This window comes from Kitasatospora sp. NBC_01246 (assembly GCF_036226505.1).
Taxonomy (GTDB): Bacteria; Actinomycetota; Actinomycetes; order Streptomycetales; family Streptomycetaceae; genus Kitasatospora.
This window is the reverse complement of record NZ_CP108484.1, coordinates 1,236,701-1,257,861: the sequence shown is the minus strand read 5'-3', so window position 1 is coordinate 1,257,861 and position 21,161 is coordinate 1,236,701. Positions and strand designations below refer to the sequence as shown.

General features: G+C 74.2%; 23 protein-coding genes. 11 read left to right on the top strand and 12 right to left on the bottom strand.

Annotated elements, in window-relative coordinates; genetic code table 11:
* Positions 1-48: 48 nt before the first annotated feature.
* The 5 genes from OG618_RS05680 to OG618_RS05660 all read right to left on the bottom strand — a co-directional run bounded on the left by OG618_RS05680 (position 49) and on the right by OG618_RS05660 (position 7,767).
* Entirely contained in the window at positions 49-1,989 is a 1,941-nt protein-coding gene (locus tag OG618_RS05680; RefSeq protein WP_329486091.1) for an FAD/NAD(P)-binding protein, read from the bottom strand.
* Positions 1,986-3,422 carry a methylaspartate mutase gene (locus OG618_RS05675; RefSeq protein ID WP_329486090.1) on the bottom strand — a complete coding sequence of 479 codons (1,437 nt, stop codon included), beginning with the start codon at positions 3,420-3,422 and terminating at the stop codon, positions 1,986-1,988. The genes OG618_RS05680 and OG618_RS05675 overlap by 4 nt, the downstream gene beginning before the upstream one ends.
* Positions 3,423-3,427: 5 nt before the next feature.
* Positions 3,428-3,913, bottom strand: a complete 486-nt coding sequence (locus tag OG618_RS05670) for a cobalamin-dependent protein (protein ID WP_329486088.1) — start codon at positions 3,911-3,913, stop codon at positions 3,428-3,430.
* 96 nt (positions 3,914-4,009) lie between these two features.
* On the bottom strand, positions 4,010-5,392 hold the full coding sequence (locus OG618_RS05665; RefSeq protein WP_329486085.1) for a fatty acid desaturase: 1,383 nt from the start codon (positions 5,390-5,392) through the stop codon (positions 4,010-4,012).
* Between the two features lie 1,979 nt (positions 5,393-7,371).
* Positions 7,372-7,767, bottom strand: coding sequence for an ArsR/SmtB family transcription factor (locus tag OG618_RS05660; RefSeq protein ID WP_329486084.1), 396 nt, complete (start codon positions 7,765-7,767; stop codon positions 7,372-7,374).
* A gap of 127 nt (positions 7,768-7,894) precedes the next feature.
* On the opposite strand from OG618_RS05660, the gene OG618_RS05655 reads away from it, so the two are divergent.
* On the top strand, positions 7,895-9,298 hold the full coding sequence (locus tag OG618_RS05655) for an MFS transporter (RefSeq protein WP_329486083.1): 1,404 nt from the start codon (positions 7,895-7,897) through the stop codon (positions 9,296-9,298).
* Positions 9,299-9,369: 71 nt separating this feature from the next.
* A complete protein-coding gene (locus OG618_RS05650) occupies positions 9,370-10,344 on the top strand; it encodes a quinone oxidoreductase family protein (RefSeq protein WP_329486082.1) in 975 nt (324 codons plus the stop codon).
* 66 nt (positions 10,345-10,410) lie between these two features.
* Here the strand turns inward: OG618_RS05650 and OG618_RS05645 are convergent, their stop codons facing one another.
* The 3 genes from OG618_RS05645 to OG618_RS05635 all read right to left on the bottom strand — a co-directional run bounded on the left by OG618_RS05645 (position 10,411) and on the right by OG618_RS05635 (position 12,936).
* Complete coding sequence (locus OG618_RS05645) at positions 10,411-10,989, bottom strand: helix-turn-helix domain-containing protein (RefSeq protein WP_329486081.1); 579 nt, start codon at positions 10,987-10,989, stop codon at positions 10,411-10,413.
* Positions 10,990-11,167: 178 nt separating this feature from the next.
* Positions 11,168-12,292, bottom strand: coding sequence for a CU044_5270 family protein (locus tag OG618_RS05640; protein ID WP_329486080.1), 1,125 nt, complete (start codon positions 12,290-12,292; stop codon positions 11,168-11,170).
* On the bottom strand, positions 12,289-12,936 hold the full coding sequence (locus OG618_RS05635; protein ID WP_329486079.1) for an RNA polymerase sigma factor: 648 nt from the start codon (positions 12,934-12,936) through the stop codon (positions 12,289-12,291). Before OG618_RS05635 ends, OG618_RS05640 begins: the two co-directional genes overlap by 4 nt.
* A gap of 410 nt (positions 12,937-13,346) precedes the next feature.
* Between OG618_RS05635 and OG618_RS05630 the strand changes: the two genes are divergently transcribed.
* Positions 13,347-13,775: an SsgA family sporulation/cell division regulator gene (locus tag OG618_RS05630; RefSeq protein WP_329486078.1), complete on the top strand. Its 429-nt coding sequence runs from the start codon at positions 13,347-13,349 to the stop codon at positions 13,773-13,775.
* Positions 13,776-13,998: 223 nt separating this feature from the next.
* Here the strand turns inward: OG618_RS05630 and OG618_RS05625 are convergent, their stop codons facing one another.
* From OG618_RS05625 to OG618_RS05610, 4 genes are all read right to left on the bottom strand, one after another.
* Positions 13,999-14,223: a DUF6296 family protein gene (locus OG618_RS05625; RefSeq protein WP_329486077.1), complete on the bottom strand. Its 225-nt coding sequence runs from the start codon at positions 14,221-14,223 to the stop codon at positions 13,999-14,001.
* Positions 14,224-14,228: 5 nt separating this feature from the next.
* Entirely contained in the window at positions 14,229-14,555 is a 327-nt protein-coding gene (locus OG618_RS05620) for a hypothetical protein (RefSeq protein WP_329486076.1), read from the bottom strand.
* A 157-nt stretch (positions 14,556-14,712) separates the two neighbouring features.
* Entirely contained in the window at positions 14,713-15,837 is a 1,125-nt protein-coding gene (locus OG618_RS05615) for an SRPBCC family protein (RefSeq protein ID WP_329486075.1), read from the bottom strand.
* Complete coding sequence (locus tag OG618_RS05610; RefSeq protein ID WP_329486074.1) at positions 15,834-16,856, bottom strand: histone protein; 1,023 nt, start codon at positions 16,854-16,856, stop codon at positions 15,834-15,836. The genes OG618_RS05615 and OG618_RS05610 overlap by 4 nt, the downstream gene beginning before the upstream one ends.
* Before the next feature lie 207 nt (positions 16,857-17,063).
* Here OG618_RS05610 and OG618_RS05605 point away from each other — a divergent pair, with 207 nt between their 5' ends.
* The 8 genes from OG618_RS05605 (at position 17,064) to OG618_RS05570 (ending at position 21,137) form a co-directional block, all read left to right on the top strand.
* Positions 17,064-17,441 (top strand): gas vesicle protein GvpO, encoded by a 378-nt coding sequence (locus OG618_RS05605; protein WP_329486072.1) that lies wholly within the window; start codon positions 17,064-17,066, stop codon positions 17,439-17,441.
* Positions 17,442-17,619: 178 nt separating this feature from the next.
* A complete protein-coding gene (locus OG618_RS05600; protein WP_329486070.1) occupies positions 17,620-18,069 on the top strand; it encodes a gas vesicle structural protein GvpA in 450 nt (149 codons plus the stop codon).
* 3 nt (positions 18,070-18,072) lie between these two features.
* Positions 18,073-18,786: a GvpL/GvpF family gas vesicle protein gene (locus OG618_RS05595; protein WP_329486069.1), complete on the top strand. Its 714-nt coding sequence runs from the start codon at positions 18,073-18,075 to the stop codon at positions 18,784-18,786.
* 58 nt (positions 18,787-18,844) lie between these two features.
* Positions 18,845-19,093: a gas vesicle protein GvpG gene (locus OG618_RS05590; protein WP_329486068.1), complete on the top strand. Its 249-nt coding sequence runs from the start codon at positions 18,845-18,847 to the stop codon at positions 19,091-19,093.
* A 52-nt stretch (positions 19,094-19,145) separates the two neighbouring features.
* A complete protein-coding gene (locus OG618_RS05585) occupies positions 19,146-19,610 on the top strand; it encodes a gas vesicle protein (RefSeq protein WP_329486067.1) in 465 nt (154 codons plus the stop codon).
* Complete coding sequence (locus OG618_RS05580) at positions 19,610-20,419, top strand: GvpL/GvpF family gas vesicle protein (protein WP_329486066.1); 810 nt, start codon at positions 19,610-19,612, stop codon at positions 20,417-20,419. The genes OG618_RS05585 and OG618_RS05580 overlap by 1 nt, the downstream gene beginning before the upstream one ends.
* On the top strand, positions 20,416-20,667 hold the full coding sequence (locus OG618_RS05575; RefSeq protein WP_329486065.1) for a gas vesicle protein: 252 nt from the start codon (positions 20,416-20,418) through the stop codon (positions 20,665-20,667). Before OG618_RS05580 ends, OG618_RS05575 begins: the two co-directional genes overlap by 4 nt.
* Complete coding sequence (locus tag OG618_RS05570; RefSeq protein ID WP_329486064.1) at positions 20,664-21,137, top strand: gas vesicle protein K; 474 nt, start codon at positions 20,664-20,666, stop codon at positions 21,135-21,137. Before OG618_RS05575 ends, OG618_RS05570 begins: the two co-directional genes overlap by 4 nt.
* The last annotated feature ends 24 nt before the right edge of the window (positions 21,138-21,161 follow it).

Below are 21,161 nucleotides of genomic sequence, written 5' to 3'. Positions count from 1 at the left end.
GTGGGGACTCTCCTGCGATCGGGGTAAGGGGGCCGGAGGGAGGTGCGGTCAGGCGAGGGCGAGAGCACGGCGGCGCAGGTTCTCCACGCCGGTGTGCAGGCAGCCGCGGGCGATGGCGTCGCCCTGGATGAGGGTGCGGGAACCGACGTGGGGCCGGGCGCCGATGGCGGTGACCCACTGGACGGACTCGACCGGGGGGCCGTAGGAGAAGCGGCCGCGGTGGGCGGTGCCCCCGGAGTCGAGCAGGCGGAAGGAGACCTCGGCGACGTCGAGGCCGCCGGTGGTGTAGGGCTCGCCCTGCGCGTCGGGGATGACGTGGGGGCGGGCCCCGCCGGTCTCGATCAGGCGGCGCAGCAGCGGATCGGTGGCGCGGCGCACGTCGGTGAGGGCGAGGTGGGCCTCCAGGAGGGCCTCGGTGGCCAGCGGAGCCTCGTCGACGAAGGGGGAGGAGACGAGGAAGCGCCCGGTGGCCTCGTCGGCCTCGACCTTCATGCGCGGGCCGACCAGGTGGACGGTTCCGGCACGCACGAGGGCGTCGAGCTCCTCGACGCGGGCGGTGGGCGGGCCGCTGGCGATGTAGTTGTTGAGCCCGCTGAACCAGCGGTCCACGTGGTCGCGGTAGGAGCCGCCGCGCAGGCCCTGGTGGGATATCACCTGGCGGATCTCGTCCCGCAGGTCGCGCATGATGGCGGCGGTGGCCTTGAAGGGGCTGCGGGCCGGGCCCATGGCGGACTGTTCGAGGTCCCAGCCCAGGCGGCCGGTGATCCAGTCCCGGTAGGCGGCGCGGTCGGCGAAGCGGCGCTCCAGGCTGGGGCGGTCGACCTGGTCCCAGTCCCAGTGCTGGTCGGGGTCCTCGAACCGGTCGGTGATCAGCTGCCGCATGGCGGGGGTGTCCCAGTCCAGGTCGGCGTAGGCGGCCAGGAAGCCCTCGCGCTCGGCCTCGGGCGCGTCGGCGAGGCGGCTGCGGTAGTAGACGTAGCCGACCTCCTTGGCGATGTAGGGCCACAGGTCGGCGCGGAAGTCCAGTTCGCCCCGGCCGGCGGCGCGGCGCAGGCGGGTGATGACCTCGCCGGTGAGGAAGCGCGGCTGGTAGCGGGGGACGACCTCCAGGTGCACCTCGGCGCGGGCGAGGTAGGGCACGCCCCGCCCCGAGCCGGCGTACAGCAGCGGTTCGCGGCCGGACGGGTGGTAGTGCAGCAGGCCGTCCCCGTCGCGCTCGAAGCGGCCGCCGCGGCCCTGGGTGAAGAGGGTGACGTAGTCGTAGAAGCTGAGACCCAGGCCGCGTAGCACCAGGGGCCGGCCGGCCGGGATGGCGTCGAGGTCGCATTCGGCGGGGCTGAGGGGTTCGCGGTAGAGCAGGCCGTGGCGGTCGGCGAAGTCCTTCAGGTCCTGCTGGCCCTTGGTCGGGGCGACGTCGAAGTGGCCCTGGGCGAGGACGACGGCGTCGCACTCCAGGGGCTGCTCCTCGCCGTCCAGGCGCAGGAGTTGGGTGCCGCGGTCGGTGTCGTCGACGGCGGTGGCGCGGGTGGCGTGGACGTGGACGGTGACCTGGGCGGGGGCGGTGCGGATGATCTCCTGCAGGGCCCAGCGCAGGTAGGCGCCGTTGAAGGCGCGGCTGCCGTAGGACCAGGGCAGCATGCCGGAGGCCTCCTGGCGTTCGGCGTCGGTGACGTCGGTGACGCGGCCCTCGGCGACCAGGCGGGCGAACTGGTACTGGGTGGGGCCGGGCAGGATGGGGCCCTCGCAGGGGACGGACTCGTCCGTGAAGACGGTGACGTCGGAGGCGACGGTGTTCATCAGCAGGGAGCGGTCCTGGTCGCGTCGCCAGACGCGGCCGCCGCCGGCGGGGTACGGGTCGATGAGGTGCACCTCGACGGGGACCGTGGGCGCCACCAGCGCGGCGTTGGCGCACAGCCGCTCCAGGGCGACGACGCCGCGCGGTCCGGCGCCCACGATCCCGACACGGAGGATGGCTTGGCTGGTGGTCACAGGGCGGGTTCCTTTCCCGGGGTGGAGGTGGCGCTGTCGGCGGCGGAGCCGCCCGGGGCGGCGGCGTCCTGGGGGAGTTCGCCGAACAGCAGGGGGAAGTAGTCGATGTCGCGGCGCAGGGCCTGGAAGAGCTCCGCGCCGGGCAGCTCGGTGGTGCCGGCGCCGGGGCGGGCGGGGCCGTCGAGCAGCCGGCGGTTGCGTTCGGTGCTGGCGCGGGAGAGCGGCAGGCGGCCGGGGGAGTGGTAGCGCACGGCGCCGTCGCGGTCGCGGCGCGGGATGACCTCGGAGCGGGCGTGGCGGCTGGCGCTGAAGGGGATGTCGAGGCGGCCGGCGGCGAAGGCGGTGACGATCGCGCTGTCCAACCGCGGGGCGGCCAGGACGGGTTCCACGATCTCGGCGGTCTCGCGCAGGATCCACTCCAGTTCCTCGTCGACGGCGCCCTCGTCGACGGTGATGAAGTCGAGCAGGGGGGAACGGGCGACGGCGGCCAGGCGCAGCCCGGCGGCGTTGGCGGCGGCGTCGGGGATGCCGTGGGCCTCCTGGTAGGTCTTGGTGATGAGCTTGGAGGCGCCGCCCAGGCGGGCGGTGATGGCGCCGTAGAAGATGAGGTCGTCGGCGTGGTGGCGCCGGCGGGGGAAGACGCCCATGAACTCGTGGAGCACGGCGTGGACGTCGAGGCCGGCGGGCAGGTAGCGGGCGGCCAGGACGGGCACGGCGCGCAGGGCGGCGACGTCCTGGGCGAGGTGGCCGCTCTGCGGGTAGGAGACGCTGACGCACCGCACGCCCGCCGCGGCCGCGGCGACGGCCTCCAGCACGCTGATGGCCAGGCTGATGGACGGCGGGATCAGGACCGCGGTGAGGGTGCCGAACAGCTCCCGGTCCATGACCACGCCCAGGTGCGCGAGTTCGCCGCAGAGCTGGTCGACCTCGGTCCAGGCGGCCAGCGAGTCGGCGAGGGGCACGTCCTTGGAGTAGGGCAGGTTGTAGGAGATGCCGCCGCCCTCGAAGGAGGTGATGCCGCAGGCCACGGCGGTGGCGAAGAGTTCGCGCGGGTCGGGGGAGCCGTGCCGGATCTCCAGCGGGACGGCGACCAGTTCGTTCAGCTCCCGTCCGCGCTGCCAGCCGTGGGTGACCAGCGGATAGCCGTTGAGGGTGCGGTGGTCGGTGCGCAGGGCCCGGGCGGCGTGCTCGAAGCGGCGCAGCCGGGTGTGCGAGTCGATGGTGAGGGTGAGCAGGTCGGGGCGGCCTTCGGTCTCCAGCTCCTTGAGCAGGACGGCCATTTCGCGGTGCCCGCCGACCCCGCAGCGCGGCTGCAGGGCGGTGCGTCCGCTGGTCCGGGCGCGGGCCAGCACCTCGGCGGCGGTGGGCTTGCCGAGTCGGGTGATGTAGGCCGCCGACTCCTCCAGGGTGGGCGGCGCGGGGGCGGTGGGCACGGGGGTCACCGGGCGGCGGCGGCCGGGACGCGGTCGGACGCGGTGGGGGCGTGCAGGGCGTCGAGGGTGGGGACGAGGTCGGCGGCGCTGGCGAGCACGCGGTCGACGCCCAGGTCGTAGAGGCGGGTGACGGAGGACTCGTCCTTGACGCTGCCGACCGAGAGGTTGCCGCCGACCACGACCGGGCAGTGGATGCGGCCGGAGCGCTTGGCCTCGGCGAGGCCGTGCAGGTCCTCGTGGATCTGTCCGTTGAGGCTGCCGATGAGGACGGCCTCGGCCTGCGGGTGGCGCTCGCACGCGTCGGCGAACTCGTCGACCGGGGTGCAGGTGCCGAGGTTGACGACGGTGAAGCCGTCGGCGCGCAGGGCGTGGGCGATCAGGTGGTTGGCGACGGCGTGGCTGTCGCTGGCTGCGACGCCGAGGATCACCAGGCGGCCGCCGCGTTCGGGGGCGCCGGTCGGACGGGTGGGCAGGGGCATGGGCGTGGGCATGGGGAACCGCCTATCCGTGGAGTGCGGGCGGGTACGGGGTGGTGTGTGGGGCGGACCGACCCGAGGGCCTGGCGGTCGTCGGGTGCGGGCGCCCGGTCAGTCGTCGAAGGCGGCGAACAGCTCGCGCTTGCTGACCGAGCGGATGCGGGCGACGTCGAACTCCTCCGGGTCGGCCGCCGAGAGCGAGTCGAAGACCCGGTTGATCGCGGCGACCAGGCCCCACTCGGCCGTGTAGGCCGGCCAGTTGCGGTGGCCGTCGACGAGGTCCTGCTGGCGGGCGAAGATGTAGTCGTGCCACTGCCGGCTGGCGGGGTAGCGGTGGTGGTAGTCGTGCACGACGGTGTCGCCCGTCAACACCAGGTAGCGGGTCGGGAAGTGCACCAGCGCCATCCGGCCGCTCCAGCGCAGCCAGCGCAGCGCGGCGGCGGCCGCGGGCAGGCCGGGGGCGGGCGCCGCCTCACCGATGAAGATCGCATTGGTCAGGCTCCCGAAGTACTCGCGGCCGCGGCGCACCGTGGTTCCGGGCGCGGGGAAGGTGTGCTTCACGCACAGCCGCAGCGTGTTGCTGATCTGGTAGAGCACGCCGACCGGCACGAACCAGACCACCAGCACGGCCGGCCAGGCCCCCAGCAGCACGGCCGCGACCCCGCCGCCGCCGTACAGGGCGACGGCGACGGCCTTCTCGGCGGCGGCGCCGTTGTGCCAGAAGGAGCGCACCCGGGAGATCGCGAAGGCCAGGTGGAACCGGGGCGAGACGGCCTTGAGCAGCACCCTGCGCCACATCCGGCGCCGGGTCATGCCCGGGTGCAGGTCGAGGCTGATGAGGAAGGCCTGGACGGTGGGGTCGCGCAACGTCATGTGGTGCACGGCATGGTGGTCGGCGACATGTTCGCGGCTGTAGCGCTCGAAGTTCTGGATCACCAGGAGGGCTGAGATGACGTTGCCGATGACGGTGTCCAGCCGGCGGTGTCCGAACATGTTCCGGTGCGAGCACTGGTGGTAGATCATCATCCGCAGGTTCCGCTGGCCGTGCAGGGTCATCGCCCAGCCGGGAAGCAGCAGGAGCAGGAACCAGGTGCCCAGGACGAAGCCGGTGGCCGAGACCGCGGCGCCGGCCAGCACGGACAGCGAGGCGGTGGCCAGGTGGAAGCCGGGTGACAGGGCCACCGGGCGTTGGCCGGCCAGCGGGCGCCCGGTCAGGAAGGTGAGCGGCAGCTGGAGCGGGCCGGGCAGGCGCCGCATGCTCTCGCGCACCGGGTCGGCGGCCGCCTCGTCGCCGGGCGTCTTGTCGCCGACCGGGCGTGTTGCGGCGGCCGCCGTCGCCGCGGCGGCGGTGGTGCGCGGTGCGGTGGTGCCCTGTGGTGCGGCGGTGGTGCGCGGTGCGGTGGTGCTCGGTGGTGCGGTGGTGGTCTGCGGCGCGTCGTCGGAGTCGGTGTGGCGCGTCGTCGGAGAGTGCGACGCGGTGTTGCCAGGTCTCATGGCGGGCGTGCCTTTCTGCCGGGCGGCGGCATGACGCTTCGCCCGCTCCACCCCGTGGTGCGCACGGGCATGGCGGAGCGGGGCACGGCGATGGTCGTGAAACCGCTGTTCGAACAGCACACAGGTCTGGACAACGGGATGGCGCGAGGAAATGCCCGGCCCACGGCCGGTAGGGCCGGATGAACCGGGAGGAACGCGGGGGCGGCCCGAGGGTGGACGTCCCAGGCGGCGGGCGGCGGGCGGCGCGGCGCCATAGTGGCGCAACCTTGTCATGTCGCCTGCGGTCAGTGCGGCTTTACGCTAACCACGGCTCTCGGATCAAGTCAAGCGGCATCCGAGTGGCGAGTGACATCCCGTCAGCTCTGGTCAGTGCGAACGCGAATGGGTTACGCTCGCCAGAACTGGTGAACGAACCTGACTGGCAATCAGGGAGTGACTCCGCCGGCGGCCGAGGGAACGCGACGGGGTCCATTCTGATGCCTGGTGGTACGCAAGGTGCCCCCACCTGGGGGTTTCCATAGGGGGAAGGAACTCACAGTGCAGACCATGCGACAGCCCTGTGGTCGAACCGGATCCACGGCCGCGGCCGGCGCCTTCCGTGCGCCGGTCACCAGATCCAGACACCTCGCGAACCCAGCGCTCTCCGCCCGCACCGTCCGCGGCCATGTCCGGCCCCGCGCCTGCGCACCCGGCGGCAGACGGCGGCTGCACGACATCTGCGCGCACCAGTGGTCATGAAGGGTCAGCAGGTCCCTGTTGCGCGCCTCCTCGACGAAGGACGGCGCGCGTTCGTGGTCACCGTCCATCCGGCACGACCCGGACCGCAGGGGCAGCGGCACCGCCCGCCGGCCGGTACCGCGCACCAGGCCGACTGCCTGCTGCGCCTCGGCGGTCGGCGCGCCGGACCGCACGGCGCACCCGCTGTGCCGTCGCAGCGCGCCCCTTGCCGTCCTCGGTCGCGTCCGGCCCGCCGGCTCGTCAGGGCTGTTCGGGGTGCCCAGGCTGTCCAGGGCCCGGCCCGCCGGTCGGTCGGTCTTCGCGGTGCGCCCCTGCCGGCCCCGCACCCCCGCGCCCGCCCGGTGTGTCGGAGTCGTCGGTACGGGTGCCAAGTGATCGGCGCCGGAAGGCAGTTCTCGTGACTGTTCGACGGCTCGGCAGTGCGGTCCGTCCTTCGCCCCGCTCCCCGTCCCGACCGCCGCCCGCGTCGTCGAGATTCGCGACCGCTGGGCCGCGGGTGCCTGCCGGGCCTCCTGTCGGCTCCCGACTCCCGCCGACGGGCGTCCGGGCGTGCGCGCCATCGCCCGGGGCTCCCCGGGCGGCCCGGTCGGTGCGGTGGCGGCCTGCGCCCGCGCGGAACCGGCCCGCGCCCGGTCGGCGCCGCGCTCGGCCGGTGGTACGGCCGGGCCTGCGGCGAGCGGGCCGAGTATCCGCGGCGAGCGGCGGGGGTTGTCCGTCTCCAGGCGTGAGCGGTGGTCGGGCGACACCTGGCCGACGGCCGGCCGGGTCTGCTCGGCGCGCCGCTCCGGGTGGAAGCGCCTCGGTCGCCGGCCCGTCGCCGGCTGCTCCACTGTCGTCACCATGTCACCGCCGTTCCCGCTCCGTCACCGTCACCGCTACTGCCGCCGTTCCGTCACCGCTCGGTCGCCGTCACCGCTCCCGCTGCTGCTCCGCCACCGTCACCGCTCCCGCCACCGCCGCCGTCCCGGTGCGCCGATCGCCCCCGAGAGGAGGGACCCTCGATGCCGGTGCGGTCGGACGCGTTCGCCACTCGCATTCCGGCTCCGTTCGCCGAAGGGTCTCGGGCCCGCGTGGCGCGGCCCCGAGGGCGACCGCGGGGAAGTCCCGCGGCCGGCGGTCGGGCTCCGGCGACCTGGAACGGCCCAGGCCCGCCCCCCGGCGTACCCCGCGAGGGGTGGTCGGTGCTGCCCGCGGCCGTCCCCGCGCGTCCGTTGTTTGCGACAAAGCTATGACAGGGTTTGTCAACTGGCAATGCCCGGAGCGCAGTCGGCGTCGTCGGAGGGTCTGCCGGTGCCGGTCGTGTCCTCCGTCAGGACGAGGGCGAGCAGGCCGGGGAAGCGCGCGTCGAACTCGGCTCGGCGCAGCCGGTTGTAGCGCCGGGCGCCGGCGTCGCGCTGCTCGACCAGGCCGCTCTGGCGCAACACCGTGAAGTGGTGACTGCGGGTGGCCTTGCTGACGCCCAGCTCGAACGTGCCGCAGGCGCGACTCCAGTCCGCACTGCCGGCCAGCTCGCGCACGATCGTGCGCCGCACCGGATCGGCGAGCACCTGCAGCACCTCGTGCAGCGTCACCTCCGCCGGGTCCGTGTGCTCCAGGCCGCGCGCCCGTCGGGAGAGGCTGTCACCCGCCGGAGTCATTGCACTTGACGAACCGTCACGGCTGCGACTTTCATTCATGGTGATCGACCTCCATCGAACACTATAGACCGCGAACGCCTCTCGCGGACCAGGACCGACGACTTCCCATCCGAAGGAGGGCCGCCCGATGAGCGAGGCCATCGAGACCCCCGGGCGCGCCCTGCTCCCGCGCCGCCGCCCCGGCGCCGGCGGGCCGGCCGGCACCTCCGGCCCCGGCGCGGGCGCCCTCGGCTCGGTCTGCCTCGGCTTCTTCATGGTCCTGCTGGACGGGAGCGCGCTCAACGTCGCCCTGCCCGACCTCAGCGCCGAACTCGGCGGCTCCCTGGCCGCGTTGGAGTGGACGGTCAACGCCTACACCGTCGCCATGGCCGCCTGTCTGCTCGGCGGCGGCGCCCTCGCCGACAAGCTCGGTGCCCGCCGCCTGTTCCAGGTCAGCCTGCTGCTCTTCGTCGCCGCCTCGGCCGCCTGCGCGGCCGCCCCCGGCATCGGGGCCCTGATCGCCGCCCGCGCCGTCCAGGGCGTGGCCGCGGGCGGCCTGCTGCCCGCCTCCCTGGCGGTCATCGCGCACATGTACCCCGAAAGCGCCGCCCGTGCCCGGGCCTTCACCATCTGGGGCGGCGTCAGCTCGCTGGCCCTGGTGGCCGGTCCGGTGGCGGGTGGCGCGCTGACCGCGGGCGTCGGCTGGCGGGCGATCTTCCTGGTCAACGTCCCGATCGGACTGGCCGCAGCCGTGGTCTGCGGGCGCAAGGTCGCCCCCTCGCCGGTGCGCGCCGTCCGGCTGGACGTGCCGGGCCAGCTCGCCACCGCGGCCCTGGTCGGCTCCGGCATCGGCACCCTGGTCCAGGCCGGAGCGCTGGGCTGGAGCGCGCCCCTGACCCTGGTCCTGGCCACCGCCACCCTCGCCGCCGCCGTCGCCTTCGTCGTCGCCGAGCGCCGCGCCGCCCACCCCGTCCTGCCCCTGGACGCCTTCCGCCGCCCCGGCTTCACCCCCGCCCTCACCGTCGGCGCGCTCTACCAGTTCGGTGCCTACGGCGCTCAGTTCGCCATCTCCCTGCACCTGCAACGCCATTGGGGGCGGGACGCGCTCGGGGCCGGCCTCGCCTTCGTCCCCTTCGCGCTCTGTTGGAGCCTGGCCTCCTTCGTCCTGGCCCGCGCCGTCCAGCGCATCGGGGTGCGGGTCCTGCTGATCATCGGCGCGGCCACGGCCGCCGTCGGCGCCCTCACCCTGCTGCCGCTGGCCGCCACCCCCGACTGGTGGCTGTTCATGGCCGGCAGCTGCCTGCTCGGGCTCGGCGCCGGCCTGATGGGCCCCTCGCTGCCCACCCTGGCGCTGCGGGCCCTGCCCCCCGACCGATCCGGGCTCGCCTCCGGCTCCCTCAACGCCTTCCGCCAGATCGGTGGAGCGGTCGCGATCGCCCTGTTCGGCCCGGTCCTGGCCGGCACCGGCGCCGGCGGCCTGCGCATCTGCCTGGCGCTGGTCGCGGCCGGCTTCGTGGCCGTCAGCTGGGCGGTGCACCGCAGCGTGCGCTGACCCCGAGCAGCTCCGGCCTCCCGGCTTTCCCCCTCCCACCCCGACCGACGATCCGAGGAGAACGAACACCCATGCGTGCAGTGGTGGTCCACCAGCCCGGCGGCCCCGAGGCCCTCACCCCCGTCGACCTCCCCGACCCGGTGCCGGGCCCCGGCGAGGTCCTGGTCCGTACCGGTGCCATCGGCGTCAACTTCAAGGACGTCTACGAACGCGAGGGGCGTACCGGCGCGACCGCCCCCTTCACCCCCGGCTGCGAGGGCGCCGGCACCGTCGTCGCCACCGGCCCCGGCGTCACCACACCCGCCGTCGGCGACCGCGTCGCCTGGTGGGCCGCCCCCGCCAGCTACGCCGAACTCGTCGTCGTGCGGGCCGACGCCACCGTGCCGGTGCCCGACGACATCCCCGACACCGATGCCGCTGCCGTCCTCCTCCAGGGCCTCACCGCCCACTACCTGACCACCAGCACCTGGCCCGCCCGCAAGGGCGCCACCGCGCTGGTGCACTCCGCCGCCGGCGGCCTGGGTTCCCACCTGACGCGCCTGCTCGCCGCCGCCGGGGTCCGGGTGATCGGCACGGTCTCCAGCCCGGCCAAGGCCGCCGCCGCCGCCGCGGCCGGTGCCGAGGAGGTGATCGTCCGCACCCAGCAGGAGTTCGCCGCCCGGGCGCGCGAGCTGACCGGCGGCCGCGGCGTGGACGTCGTCTTCGACGGCATCGGCCGCGACACCTTCGGCGCCGGCCTGACCTGCCTGGCGCGCCGCGCCACCTTCGTCCTGGCCGGTGCCGCCTCGGGCCCCGCCCCCGCCCTCGACCCCCAGTCCCTCGCCGGCCACGGCTCCGTCTTCCTGACCCGCCCCACCCTGGTCGATCACGCCACCGACCCCACCGAACTGCGCGCCCGCGCGGCCGAGGTCTTCGACTGGCTGCGCGAGGGCCGCCTCACCCTCACCATCGCCGCACGGCACCCCCTCGCCGATGCCGCCGCGGCCCACACCGCCCTCCAGTCCGGCCACACCACCGGCAAACTCCTCCTGCTCCCCACCGCCTGACCACCGTGCGGGCGCCCCCGTCACCGGCTCCCCGGGGCGCCCGCACGCCCGGCGGGCACCTCGTCGTCAGTTCTCGCCCGAGTGGGTCCGGAGGTCGGCGAGGACCTGCCTGAGCCCCTCGACCGTGCGGTCGAAGGCCGCGGGCCGCTGCTGGGCCCGGGCCAGGACGTACCCGCCCTGCACGGCCGCCATGACCAGCGAGGCCGTCGCCGCGGGATCGGTGGCGGGCCGCAACTCGCCCGTGCGCACCCCGTCGGCGAGCACCGCGGTCAGCCGTTCGTCGAGCCAGCCGAAGAACTCGGCCAGCGGGGCGCGGAGGCGCTCGTCGGTGACGATGTCGTAGTCCTGGGTCAGTCGCCCCATCCGGCAGCCCGCCAGCGGGTCGCGTTCGAGGTCGAGGAACGCGTTGACGCGGTCGACGGCCCCGCCCTCGCCGCCCAGCGCGGTCTCGGCCCGGGTGCGGAGCTCCTCGCTCATCCGCGCCATGGCCGCCAGCGCCAGCTCCGCCTTGCCGGAGAAGTGGTGGTACATGCTGCCCTGTCCGGCCTGCGCGCGCTCCAGGACCTTGGCCGGACTGGTGCCGGTGTACCCGCGTTCCCAGAGGAGTTCGGCCGCGGCGCGGGTCAGCGCCTCCTTCTTCGTCATGCCGCTCAGTGTACCTACCACTCGTTACACCCGTCGGCGGGTGATTGATCGACGGTAGGGCTCGATGCGCGGCGGCGGTGGCGGACGGATGGTGCGGCGGGAGGTGGGGTTGGGAGGTGCGGTCGCGGAGCAGGGGTGCCGGGCCCCGTGGGCCGGGGCCCGGCGTCGGGGGCTCGGCTCAGGCGGTCGTGCCCGGGGCGGGGCGTTCCTTCTGGGCGTCGACGACGGCCCGCTCCAGGACGGCGGTGCGCTCGGTGACGGTGCCGGGCTTGATGTCGTTGACCTGCTTGACCTGGATTCCGCGGCTGCCCAGGTAGGTGAAGGTCGTACGGTCGAAGACGAGCTCGATCCGTTCGCCGTTCTGCACGTCCAGGCGGGCCAGGGCGAGACCGGTGCGGCCGACGGCGTCCTGGGAGTTCTGCACGACGATCACGCCGGGGACCTTCGCGGCGGCCCGGTAGAGCGCGGCGGCGCTCTGGGCCGGCACGAGCTGCTCGTTGACGATCGCCCTGATCGTCTCGAACGCCTGCTGGTCCCGGTCCCGCGGACCGCTGACCGTCGTGTAGATCACCTTCAGCAGCGCGTCCGGGTCGGTCGGCTGGGCCTTGAGCCAGTCGTACGAGTGGCGGAGCGGCGCGCCGGGGACGTCCTGGCCGTTCACGGGCTTGGAGTGGGGGCCGTCGCTGTCCAGGGTGATGCCGCCCTCGGCCTGGTAGCCGGGTTCGTCGAGCCAGCCCTTGAGCGCGTCGGGGGTGCGCCAGACCTCGCGCTGGTGCAGCGGCTGCACCCACGTCCTGGACTCGTCGGTGTCGCCGTTGTGCGAGAAGGACAGGAAGGAGACCTTGCTCTTGACGTAGATGTACTGGCCGGGCTTCGGCTCCGGGGTCGGCTGCGTGCTCACGGCGGCGGCGATCTGCTGGACGGTCGAGACCAGTTGGAGGGCGCTGCCCTCCTCGACCGGCACGACGGGCGCTTCCACGGAGGCCGCTCCCGTACGCGGTTCGCCGACGCCGTTGGTCAGCGCGCCGACGGCGAGGACGGCGGTGAGCGCGGCAGCGGTGACAGGGAGGGCGATCAGCAGGACGCGCCGGACCGGCCGCTTCGTGGCCGCGGGGGCGGGTGCGGGGGCATGGGTGCGGATCTCGTTCAACAGGTGCTCCTCGAAAAGCAGCTGACGGTCGAGCGGCATCGGAGGGGCCGACGGGGGCGGCAGCAGCCGGGCGAGCTCCGTGTGGTCCGGCTTCGTGTGGTCCGGCTCCGTGCGGGTCAGGGGCTCGGTCCGCTTCCAGAACTTGCGGGTCATCCGTACGTCTCCTCGTGCGACTCGTGCGACTCGTACGACCGGGCCGCGTGGGTGCGGCCGCCCTGTACTTGTCCGGGACGCGGAAGCGGTTCCCGCTCCTTCGTCAGTTCCTGTCCGGCGAGTTTGCGCAGCCGGGTGCGGGCGCGTGAGAGGCGCGAACGCACGGTGCCGATCGGGACCCCGAGGGCGGCGGCGGCCTCGGCGTACCCCAGCCCGGACCAGACGCACAGCGTGAACACCTCGCGCTCCGCGCGGCGCAGCTTGCCCAGCGCCCTCTGGGCGGCGGCGAGTTGGTCGGCGTCGGCCAGGCGTCCGACGAGTTCGTCGGCGAAGTCCGGGACGGTGTCGCGGGCGGGCAGACGCCCGAGGGCCGCCTGGTGGCGGCGTGCGGCACGACGGGTGTTGCGCAGCACGTTGACGGCGATGCCCATGAGCCACGGGCGCGGGCCGGCCTCGTGGTCGAGCAGCCGGTCCCGCAGCCGCCAGGCCTCCAGGAAGGTCAGCGAGACGACGTCCTCGGCGAGGTCCCGGTCACCGCTCACGCGGACGGCGTGCCGATGGACCAGCGGGGCATGGTCACGGAAGAGTTCCCTGAACGCTTCGGGGTCCCCCGCGCGTATCCGGGCGTGCGATGAGTAGTCCACACCCTGCCTTGTCCGCCGCGGGCGCCGGGTTCCGGTGACCTGCCTCACACGGGGCGATGCTCTGATGGATGCCGGGCGGTGACGGTCCTCCTCCGGGCTCGTGCACCGCACCCGGCGTCAGGGCGAGGCCCTCACCCGGAACTGTACCGACCGGTCCCGCTGCCCTGACCACGCCGCGGGCCCCTGACCAGGGCGGAGCGGGTGTCGGGGTCGGACCTGCGGTACGGGACCGGCGGCGTCCGACTCCGAGGGGTCCGGCCGGCTTCGGCGGCCCGGTCGTCACCGCCGCGGCCGTCGCCCGCCCCGCCGGCGGCGGGTCCGGCCGAACTTGACCCGGATGGGAGTGCGTGACATTGCTCCGGCGGGGCAGACGGCAGACCCGCCGTGACGAAACTGGGGAGACCAGAGGGATGGATGTGTTCCCGACCCGCACCACGATGTGCCTGCAGACCGACCCGGACACGCTCGTGTCGGTAGCCGTGGAGCTGTCCTACAGCAGCGACGACCCGTACGCCGTCCACTGCTTCTTCCCCGATGAACCGGTACCCGTGTCCTGGACCTTCGGCCGTGACCTGCTGGCCGCCGGGCTGGAGCGCGTCTGCGGCGAGGGCGACGTCCGGATCGAACCGGCCGACCGGCAGCACACCTGGATCGCCATCTCCGACGGGGACAGCCGTGGCGTGGCCCTGCTGCTCGCCCGCACCCGCGACCTGGCCGACTTCCTGGCCCGCACCTACCGGGCCGTACCCGGGGGCACCGAGGGCCGGCACATCGACTGGGACGCTTGTATCGGCCACCTCCTCAACCGGGAGAGCGGCCAGGACTCGCGCACGGCGTAGCGGGCCGGACGCCGGCGGGGTCGACCCCGGCGGGCGCTGCACGAGGTGTCGCGGGCGCGCTGCGCCGACCCGGCCGGGCGGCGTGCATGTCCGCCGGGCGGGTAGACGCGCAGTGGCAGCCGGCCGTCGGGTCGGAGCCGTTCATCCGCCAGGGGCCGGAGCCGTCGTCCGGCCCCTGACCGCGCCCGGTGACGGCTGACCGCGTCCGGTGGCGGCCCCGCGGTCAGGACAGGCAGGCGGCGGAGATGATGCGCAGCCCTCGCGCGCTCCGCAGGATGCGGTGCTCACCGGTGCAGGCGATCTCCACCTGGAGGGCGCCGTCGCTGTCGGCGAAGACGCGGTGCCCGGCCGGACCGGTGCGGGTGCTCGCCGTCACGACGGCGGGGCGGACCGTGCCGACCGCGTCGCGCAGGCGCAGGGCGTAGGCGCTGCCGGGGGAGATGGTCATCGGGGTCACCCCGTGAGCGGCCGGAAGCCGAGGAGCCAGCCCAGCGCGTGGGCCGCGCCGCGGGCCCGGGCGCGTTCGGGTTCGGGGAGCGCGGGGTCGCGGGCGGCGTCGATGGCGGCGCGCTCCTCCACGGCGAGGTCGAGTTCGGCGAGCGGCAGGGCGACGGCCCGGACGGTGACCGGCGCGGGCCGGTGGGGATCCAGGGCCCAGCGGTAGGCGCGCAGCGCTCCCCGGGCGGCGGCGTCGGCGTGCTGGACCAGCCGGTCCGCGGTGGCCTGGACGACGTGGCGGGGCCGGACGGCGATGAACGCCTCTCTCCCGTCCTCGGACATGCGGATCACCTCGCGGACTCGGCGGACTGTGCGCTCTGCACGCGCACTCGAACCACCTTGCCGCGCCGGACGGGGTGCGGCGCGGCAGCGCGACCGATCGTTCGCCCAGGCGGGGGACGGCCCGTAGCGGGGCCGTGCCGGCGCGGTCGGCCGCGTCTCAGCGGCCGCCGCGGCCTGCCGGCCGGTCGGCGTCGGCTTCCTCGTCCTCGGCCTCCTCGTCCTCCTCCTCGTACTCGCCTTCCTCGCCGTACTCCTCGTCCTCCGCGTAGGGGCCGTCGTCCTCCTCCGCTTCTTCCTCTTCCCCTTCGTCCTCGTCCTCGGCGTAGTCGTCGTCCGCGTACTCGTCCTCCGGCTCCTCGTCCTCGTCCTCGTCGGCGTACCCCTCGTCGTCCTCGGCGTCCTGGCCGGTCGCCTCGTCGTCCTCGCCGTCCTCGGTGTCCTGGTCGGCCGCCTCCTCGTCCTCCATGGCCTCCTCGTGGGTGCGGACGACCTCGCCGTCGCGGATCTCCCCGCGCCAGCCGTCGACCTCGTCGTCACCGAAAGTGACGTAACGCTGGAAGTTCTTGAAGTCCAGGCGCAACCGGCGGCCCTGGGCGCGCCACAGGTTGCCGGTCTTCTCGAAGAGCCCCGAGGGGAAGTACTCGACGACCAGGACGATCCTGGTCAGGGTCGGGGTCAGCTCGTGGAAGCTGACGGCGCCGTGCGTCGTGCCCTTGGCGCCCTCCGAACTCCAGACGATCCGCTCGTCCGGCACCTGCTCCTGGACCGTCGCCTTCCAGCTGCGGGTGGAGGGACCCACCTTGACCTTCCAGTCGCTGCTGACGTCATCGCCCTTGTTGACGCTGCGCACGCCCTTGGTGAACCCGCTGAACTGCTCGTACTGGGTCCACCGGTCGTACGCGAGCCGCAGCGGGACACCGACGTCGAGCACCTCGACGATGTTCATCACCTTGGTGCTGCCGGCCTTCTTGCCGCCCTTGCCGCCCTTGCCGAAGGCTTCCTTGAACTTGCCGACGACGTTGTCCTTGAGGCTCTTGGCCTTCTCCCCGACGAAGGCCTTCACCGGGGAGTCGCCCTGGAGGACGCGGGCGCCGACCGCGGGGAGGGTCCCGCCGTTCGCCGCGACGTCGCTGAGCTGGTCGGTCACCTCGGTGAGCTTGCCCCCGGCCTTCTCGGCGAGGTGTTCGGCCTGCGCGCCGAGGTAGTGGACGACCTCTTCGCGAAGCTTTTCCAGGCCCGAGACGTCGTCCGTGTCAGGGGCGCCGCGCTGCGTGGTGGTCATGATGCCCTCCCGCGCCCGGACCGGGCCGCCGGCTTCGTCCCGGCGGTCTTCTTGGCGGTGGCCTTCTTGGCCGGGGCCTTCTTCGCGGGAGCCCGTTTCGCGGTCGTGGCCGCCTTGCCGGCGGGCTTCGCCCGGGCCGCGGTCGTCGTCTTCTTGGCGGGCGCCGTCTTCTTCGCCGCGGCCGTCCGGGCCGGTGCCGTCTTCCGGGCAGGCGCCGTCTTCTCGGCGGTCGTCTTCCCGGCGGGCGCGCTCCTCTTGGCCGCGGGGCGGCTCTCGCGCGCTGTGGCCGAAGCCGGCTTCTTCCGGGCGGGCTTCTCGGCGGCCGGTTCGGCGGAGTCCGTCTCCTTCGGCGGCCGCCTCCGGGAGCGGGGTGCGGCGCTCGCGCTCGGGCGACGGCGCCGGGGCCGCTCGGGCTCGGGCTCCTCCTCCGCGTCCGCCTTGCGGGCGCTGCGTCGGCGCTTCGGGGGCTCCGGTGGCGGCTCCTCGTCCTCGCCCTGTTCGTCCTCCGGCTCCCGGTCCTCGGTCTCGTCCCGGTCGTCACCGGCCTCGTCGTCCTGGTCGTCCCCCGTGTCCTCGGCCTCGTCCTCCTCCGCCTCGTCCTCCTCGGCGTCCTCCTCCTCGTAGTCGGCCGGCTCCTCGGGCTCCTCCTCGTCCTCCTCCGGCCCGTACTCCTCCTCGTCCTCGTCCGGCGGTTCCTCCTGCTTCTTCGCGCCGATGTTCCTGGTCCGGTCGCGCAGGGTGTCGGCGAGGTTGGCCAGCTGGCGGTCGGCAGCGGCGGCGACCGCCTTGCGTCCGGCCGAGAGCAGCTCGCCGCGGACCTGTTCGTTGAGTTCCGCCACCTGGGGGGTGTCGGCGAGCTTGCGCAACCCTTCGGTCGCCAGCTGACGCGGGTCCAGGCCGAAGCGGCGGCCGGCCAGGTAGGTGGCCGCGGCGAAGGCCATCCTGCCCTTCTTCGCTCGACCGAGGACGTACCCGCCGGCGACCGCGGCGGCGAGGGCGATCTTGGTGGTGTCGTTCATGAGGTCTTCCCTTCAGGCGGCATGGCCAAAGGGCCGAGGAGCATCGCGCGGAGGGCAGCACTTCGTGCACATGTCGCGGTCCGGGTCGCCGCACCCCGCCCCACCGACGCGTGTTCCCAGCTGGGATGTTCCTATTCGGGGCGCGCGCGTTTGCCTGATCCCGGCTCGGGGCAGGCGTGCGGCCGGGACAACAGCCCGGAGATGGTCATGGCCGCAGATCCCGAGGGGCCCGCGCGCAGGACGCGGCGTCCTTCCGACGAGGACAGCCCACCGGCCCGTACTCCTACGGCCCGGCGGGCCGCGGCGGCCCCACGGCGGCGGCCACGCAAGGTGTCCGCGCCGCAGGCCATCCGGTGTGCGGCCCGGCAGCTCGAAGAACTGCTGGGCCGGGCCCCGGAGTCGGTCTCCGCGGTGAAGCCCGTCGAGGACGGCTGGCAGGCGGACGTCGAAGTGCTGGAGCTGGAGCGGATTCCTCCCACCACCAGTGTGATGGCCACCTACCGGGTCACCCTGGACGCAGAGGGTGAACTGGTCGCCTACGAGCGCACGCGACGGTACAGCCGGGGCCAGATCGACCGGCTCTGACTCGGCGGCGCCCGAAGACCGCGCGGTCGTCCGAAGACGCGTCGTCGCCCGAAGGCTCGCCGTCGCCCGAAACGCCGTCCCGGCCGGTCCGCCGTACCGCGGCCGCCGGAACGCCCGACCGACACGAGAGGAACGGCCACCCGCACATCGCTGCGAGCGACCGGGAACGGAGCCCAGCGTGACAGTCGTACCGCAGTCAGCAGGCGGGGGCGTGGCCTCCCGCGGTGCGGGGCCCGGCGGCGCCGGGTCCGGCAACCTGTACGACATCCTCGAACTCATCCTGGACCGTGGCCTGGTCATCGACGTCTTCGTCCGGGTCTCCCTGGTCGGGATCGAGATACTCAAGATCGACGCCCGCATCGTGGTCGCCAGCGTGGACACCTATCTCCGTTTCGCGGAGGCCTGCAACCGTCTGGACCTGGAGTCCGGGCGCAAGGCACCCGCCCAGCTGACCGACATCGTCGGCGAGGTCACCGAGGGCGGGGCCAAGGGCAAGAGCAAGGGTGCGCTGACCGGCGCCGTCGAGGCCGTCACCGACGCCGTGCGCGGCGGCCGCGACGAGGAGAAGGAGCCCGCCGAGAAGCGCGAGCGCCCGGCCCGCCGACCGGCGCGGCACCGCGAGGAGTGAACCATGGCCGTCTACGTCTACTCCATCGTCGCCGGCACGCATCCGCTCGACCTGAGCGGCCTCGCGGGAGTCGGAGCGGACCCCGCCGCCCTGCGGACCGTCGACGGCGGACGGCTGACCGCGGTCGTCAGCGACGCGCCGCCCGGCCTGCGCGCCAAACGCCGCGACCTCGCCGCCCACCAGGCGGTGCAGGAGCGCCTCATGGCCGGCGGCACGGTTCTCCCGCTGCGCTTCGGCCTGACCGCCCCCGACGACGACGCCGTCCGCGCGGCCCTCACCGAAAACGCCGAGCAGTACGCGGCCCGGCTGAGCGAACTCGACGGGTGCGCCGAGTTCCACCTCAAGGCCACCGAGGACGAGGAGAGCCTGTTGCGCCGGATCCTGGCGGAGTCGCCGGAGGCCCGGCGCCTCAACGACGAGATCCGCGGCGGGCGCGCCGCCCCCGACGCCCCGGTGGTGCTCGGCGAACTCGTCTCCCAGGAGGTGCGCGCCCGCCAGGAGGCCCTCGCCGCCGGCATCACCCAGGCACTGCGGCCCCATGCGCGCGACGAGCGATCCTCCCCGCCGTCCGGCGACGTCTTCCTGAGCATCTCGTTCCTCGTCGCCCGTGACGCCGAGGACGCCTTCCTGACGGCCGAGAAGGGCCTCGCAGCCGAACTCGGTGACAGCGTGGACCTGCGCCTGCACGGTCCGTTGCCCGCGTACAGCTTCGTCTGAGTCCGAGGACGCGCAGAAAGCGACGCGGAGAAGATGATGCGGAGGAAGCGAGGAAGCCATGGGTCTGATCACGCAGATCCTCACCCTGCCGCTGGCACCCGTCCGCGGCGCCGTGTGGGTGGCCGAACGCATCCAGGAAGCAGCCGAGCAGCAGTACTACGATCCCGCGCCCGTCGAACGCGAACTGGCCGAACTGGAGCAGGCCCTGCTCGCCGGCGACATCGACGAGGAGACCTTCGACCGGCGGGAGGACGAACTCCTCGACCGGCTGGACGAGATCAGGGCATGGCAGCGCGGGGAGCCGTGATGCGTCCGGCCCCGGCCAGGGGCCCGAACCAGGAGAGGAAGGCCGAACGGTCGTGACACAACCCATCGCCGACAGGTTCGGCTCCACCTCCTCCCGAGCCGCACCGCCCTACGCCCAGGGCTCCTCCGCCAACCTCGCCGACATCCTCGAACGCGTCCTCGACAAGGGCATCGTCATCGCCGGTGACATCCAGATCAACCTGCTCGACATCGAACTGCTCACCATCAAACTGCGCCTGCTGGTCGCCTCGGTGGACAAGGCCAAGGAGATGGGCATCGACTGGTGGGAGCACGATCCCTCGCTCTCCTCGCGCGCCCGGGGCGACCGCCTGCCGGCCGCCGACCGGGAGCCGGCACGGGAACTGGAGGCCGAGAACGAGCGCCTGCGCGGCGAACTCGCCCGGCTGCGGGCGGAGCCGGGCCTGCCCCCGGCCGCCGAGGAGCCCCCCGTCCGCCGCCCCGCACGCGCGAAGCGCGCCGCCCCGGCGCCCCGCACGCGACGCACCCGGGAGGAGTGATGGCCGGCACCGTCGTCTACGCCTACGCCGTCGCCAGGAGCACCGAAGCCCTCGGGCCCGCCGCCGCCGGCGCGCACGGGATCGCCGGCGCCCCGGTGCTGCTCCTGCACGCCGAAGACCCCGGGCTCGCGGCGGCCGTCAGCCGCGTACCCGCCGAGGACTTCCGGCAGGACGCCCTCGCCGAGCACCTGGAGGACCTCCAGTGGCTCGAAACCGCGGCCCGGGCCCACCACGCCGTGGTCGCCGCGCTCGCCGCGGTCACCACCGTCCTCCCGCTGCGCCTCGCGACGGTGTACTTCGACGACGACGGCGTGCGCAGCGCCCTCGACGCCCGGCAGGACGAGTTCACGGCGGCGCTCGCCCGGCTCGCGGCGCAGGTCGAATGGGGCGTGAAGATCTATGTCGAGGCTCCGGCACCGGATCCGGTGCCCGAGGGTCCGCCGCCCGCGGACGTCGGGCCGGGCCGGGCCTACCTGCACGCCCGGAGGGCCGTGCGCGACCGGCACGCGGAGCGCTACCGCGCCGCGGAACAGGCGGCGGCCCGGGTGGAGGCCGCCGCAGCCCGACTGGCGGTGGCCCGGGCGCACCACCGCGTCCACAGCGGGGAGCCGGTGGGGGAGCAGGGCGAGAACGTGCTCAACGACGCCTACCTGGTGCCCGTGGAGCGGGCCGGGGTGTTCCGCGAGGACGTCCTGCGGGCGGGGCAGGGGCTGAACGGGGTCCGCGTCGAGGTCACCGGCCCGTGGGCGCCCTACTCCTTCGCCGTCCTGCCCCAGGACGAGCCGACGGGTGGTGAACGGCCGGTATGAACGGTCAGCAGCCCGGGCCGGGCGACCGGTACGGCGGGCAGGAGCCGCTGCCGGACCGCCGGATCGCCCTCGTCGACCTCCTGGACCGGCTGCTGGGCGGGGGTGTCGTCCTCACCGGCGACATCGTGCTGTCCGTCGCCGACGTCGACCTCGTGCGCATCTCGCTGCGGGCCCTGATCGTCTCGATCAGCGGCCCGGAGCTCTCCCCGTGGCAGGACGGCAGGCGGCTCGGCGGTGATGGGCCGTGAGCCCCTCGGACGCCGGTCGGACCGGCGGTGCCGGCCGCGACGGTGACACCGGCCGCGCCGACCGCGCCGAGCGTGACGGCCGGGACCGTCGCTACGCGGAGGTCGCCGCGGCCGCCGATCGCGCGTTCCGCCTGCTGCCCGCGTCCCCCGAGGACGGCCGTCGGGTGCGGGACCGGCAGCCCCACCCGGCCCGCAGGATCAACACCGACGGCACCGACCCCGAGAACGTCGAACGGGACCTGGTCCAGCTCGTGCTCACCCTGGTCGAACTCCTGCGGCAGCTCATGGAGCGCCAGGCGCTGCGCCGGGTCGACGCCGGGGACCTCAGCGAGGAGCAGGAGGAGCGACTCGGTGCGACCCTGATGGCGCTTCACGACAGGATGGACGACCTCTGCGCCCGCTACGGCCTGAACCGCGCCGACCTGAACCTCGACCTCGGCCCGCTGGGAAGCCTCCTGCCGCCCCCGTAGGCGGCCGCCGGCCTCACCGGCCGT

Bases quoted from the DNA above. Each gene is read 5' to 3' on its own strand.
- OG618_RS05670 (WP_329486088.1), bottom strand. From the start codon at position 3,913: ATGCCCACGCCCATGCCCCTGCCCACCCGTCCGACCGGCGCCCCCGAA.
- OG618_RS05665 (WP_329486085.1), bottom strand. From the start codon at position 5,392: ATGAGACCTGGCAACACCGCGTCGCACTCTCCGACGACGCGCCACACC.
- OG618_RS05660 (WP_329486084.1), bottom strand. From the start codon at position 7,767: ATGACTCCGGCGGGTGACAGCCTCTCCCGACGGGCGCGCGGCCTGGAG.
- OG618_RS05655 (WP_329486083.1), top strand. From the start codon at position 7,895: ATGAGCGAGGCCATCGAGACCCCCGGGCGCGCCCTGCTCCCGCGCCGC.
- OG618_RS05650 (WP_329486082.1), top strand. From the start codon at position 9,370: ATGCGTGCAGTGGTGGTCCACCAGCCCGGCGGCCCCGAGGCCCTCACC.
- OG618_RS05645 (WP_329486081.1), bottom strand. From the start codon at position 10,989: ATGACGAAGAAGGAGGCGCTGACCCGCGCCGCGGCCGAACTCCTCTGG.
- OG618_RS05640 (WP_329486080.1), bottom strand. From the start codon at position 12,292: ATGACCCGCAAGTTCTGGAAGCGGACCGAGCCCCTGACCCGCACGGAG.
- OG618_RS05630 (WP_329486078.1), top strand. From the start codon at position 13,347: ATGGATGTGTTCCCGACCCGCACCACGATGTGCCTGCAGACCGACCCG.
- OG618_RS05625 (WP_329486077.1), bottom strand. From the start codon at position 14,223: ATGACCATCTCCCCCGGCAGCGCCTACGCCCTGCGCCTGCGCGACGCG.
- OG618_RS05620 (WP_329486076.1), bottom strand. From the start codon at position 14,555: ATGTCCGAGGACGGGAGAGAGGCGTTCATCGCCGTCCGGCCCCGCCAC.
- OG618_RS05615 (WP_329486075.1), bottom strand. From the start codon at position 15,837: ATGACCACCACGCAGCGCGGCGCCCCTGACACGGACGACGTCTCGGGC.
- OG618_RS05610 (WP_329486074.1), bottom strand. From the start codon at position 16,856: ATGAACGACACCACCAAGATCGCCCTCGCCGCCGCGGTCGCCGGCGGG.
- OG618_RS05605 (WP_329486072.1), top strand. From the start codon at position 17,064: ATGGCCGCAGATCCCGAGGGGCCCGCGCGCAGGACGCGGCGTCCTTCC.
- OG618_RS05595 (WP_329486069.1), top strand. From the start codon at position 18,073: ATGGCCGTCTACGTCTACTCCATCGTCGCCGGCACGCATCCGCTCGAC.
- OG618_RS05590 (WP_329486068.1), top strand. From the start codon at position 18,845: ATGGGTCTGATCACGCAGATCCTCACCCTGCCGCTGGCACCCGTCCGC.
- OG618_RS05580 (WP_329486066.1), top strand. From the start codon at position 19,610: ATGGCCGGCACCGTCGTCTACGCCTACGCCGTCGCCAGGAGCACCGAA.
- OG618_RS05575 (WP_329486065.1), top strand. From the start codon at position 20,416: ATGAACGGTCAGCAGCCCGGGCCGGGCGACCGGTACGGCGGGCAGGAG.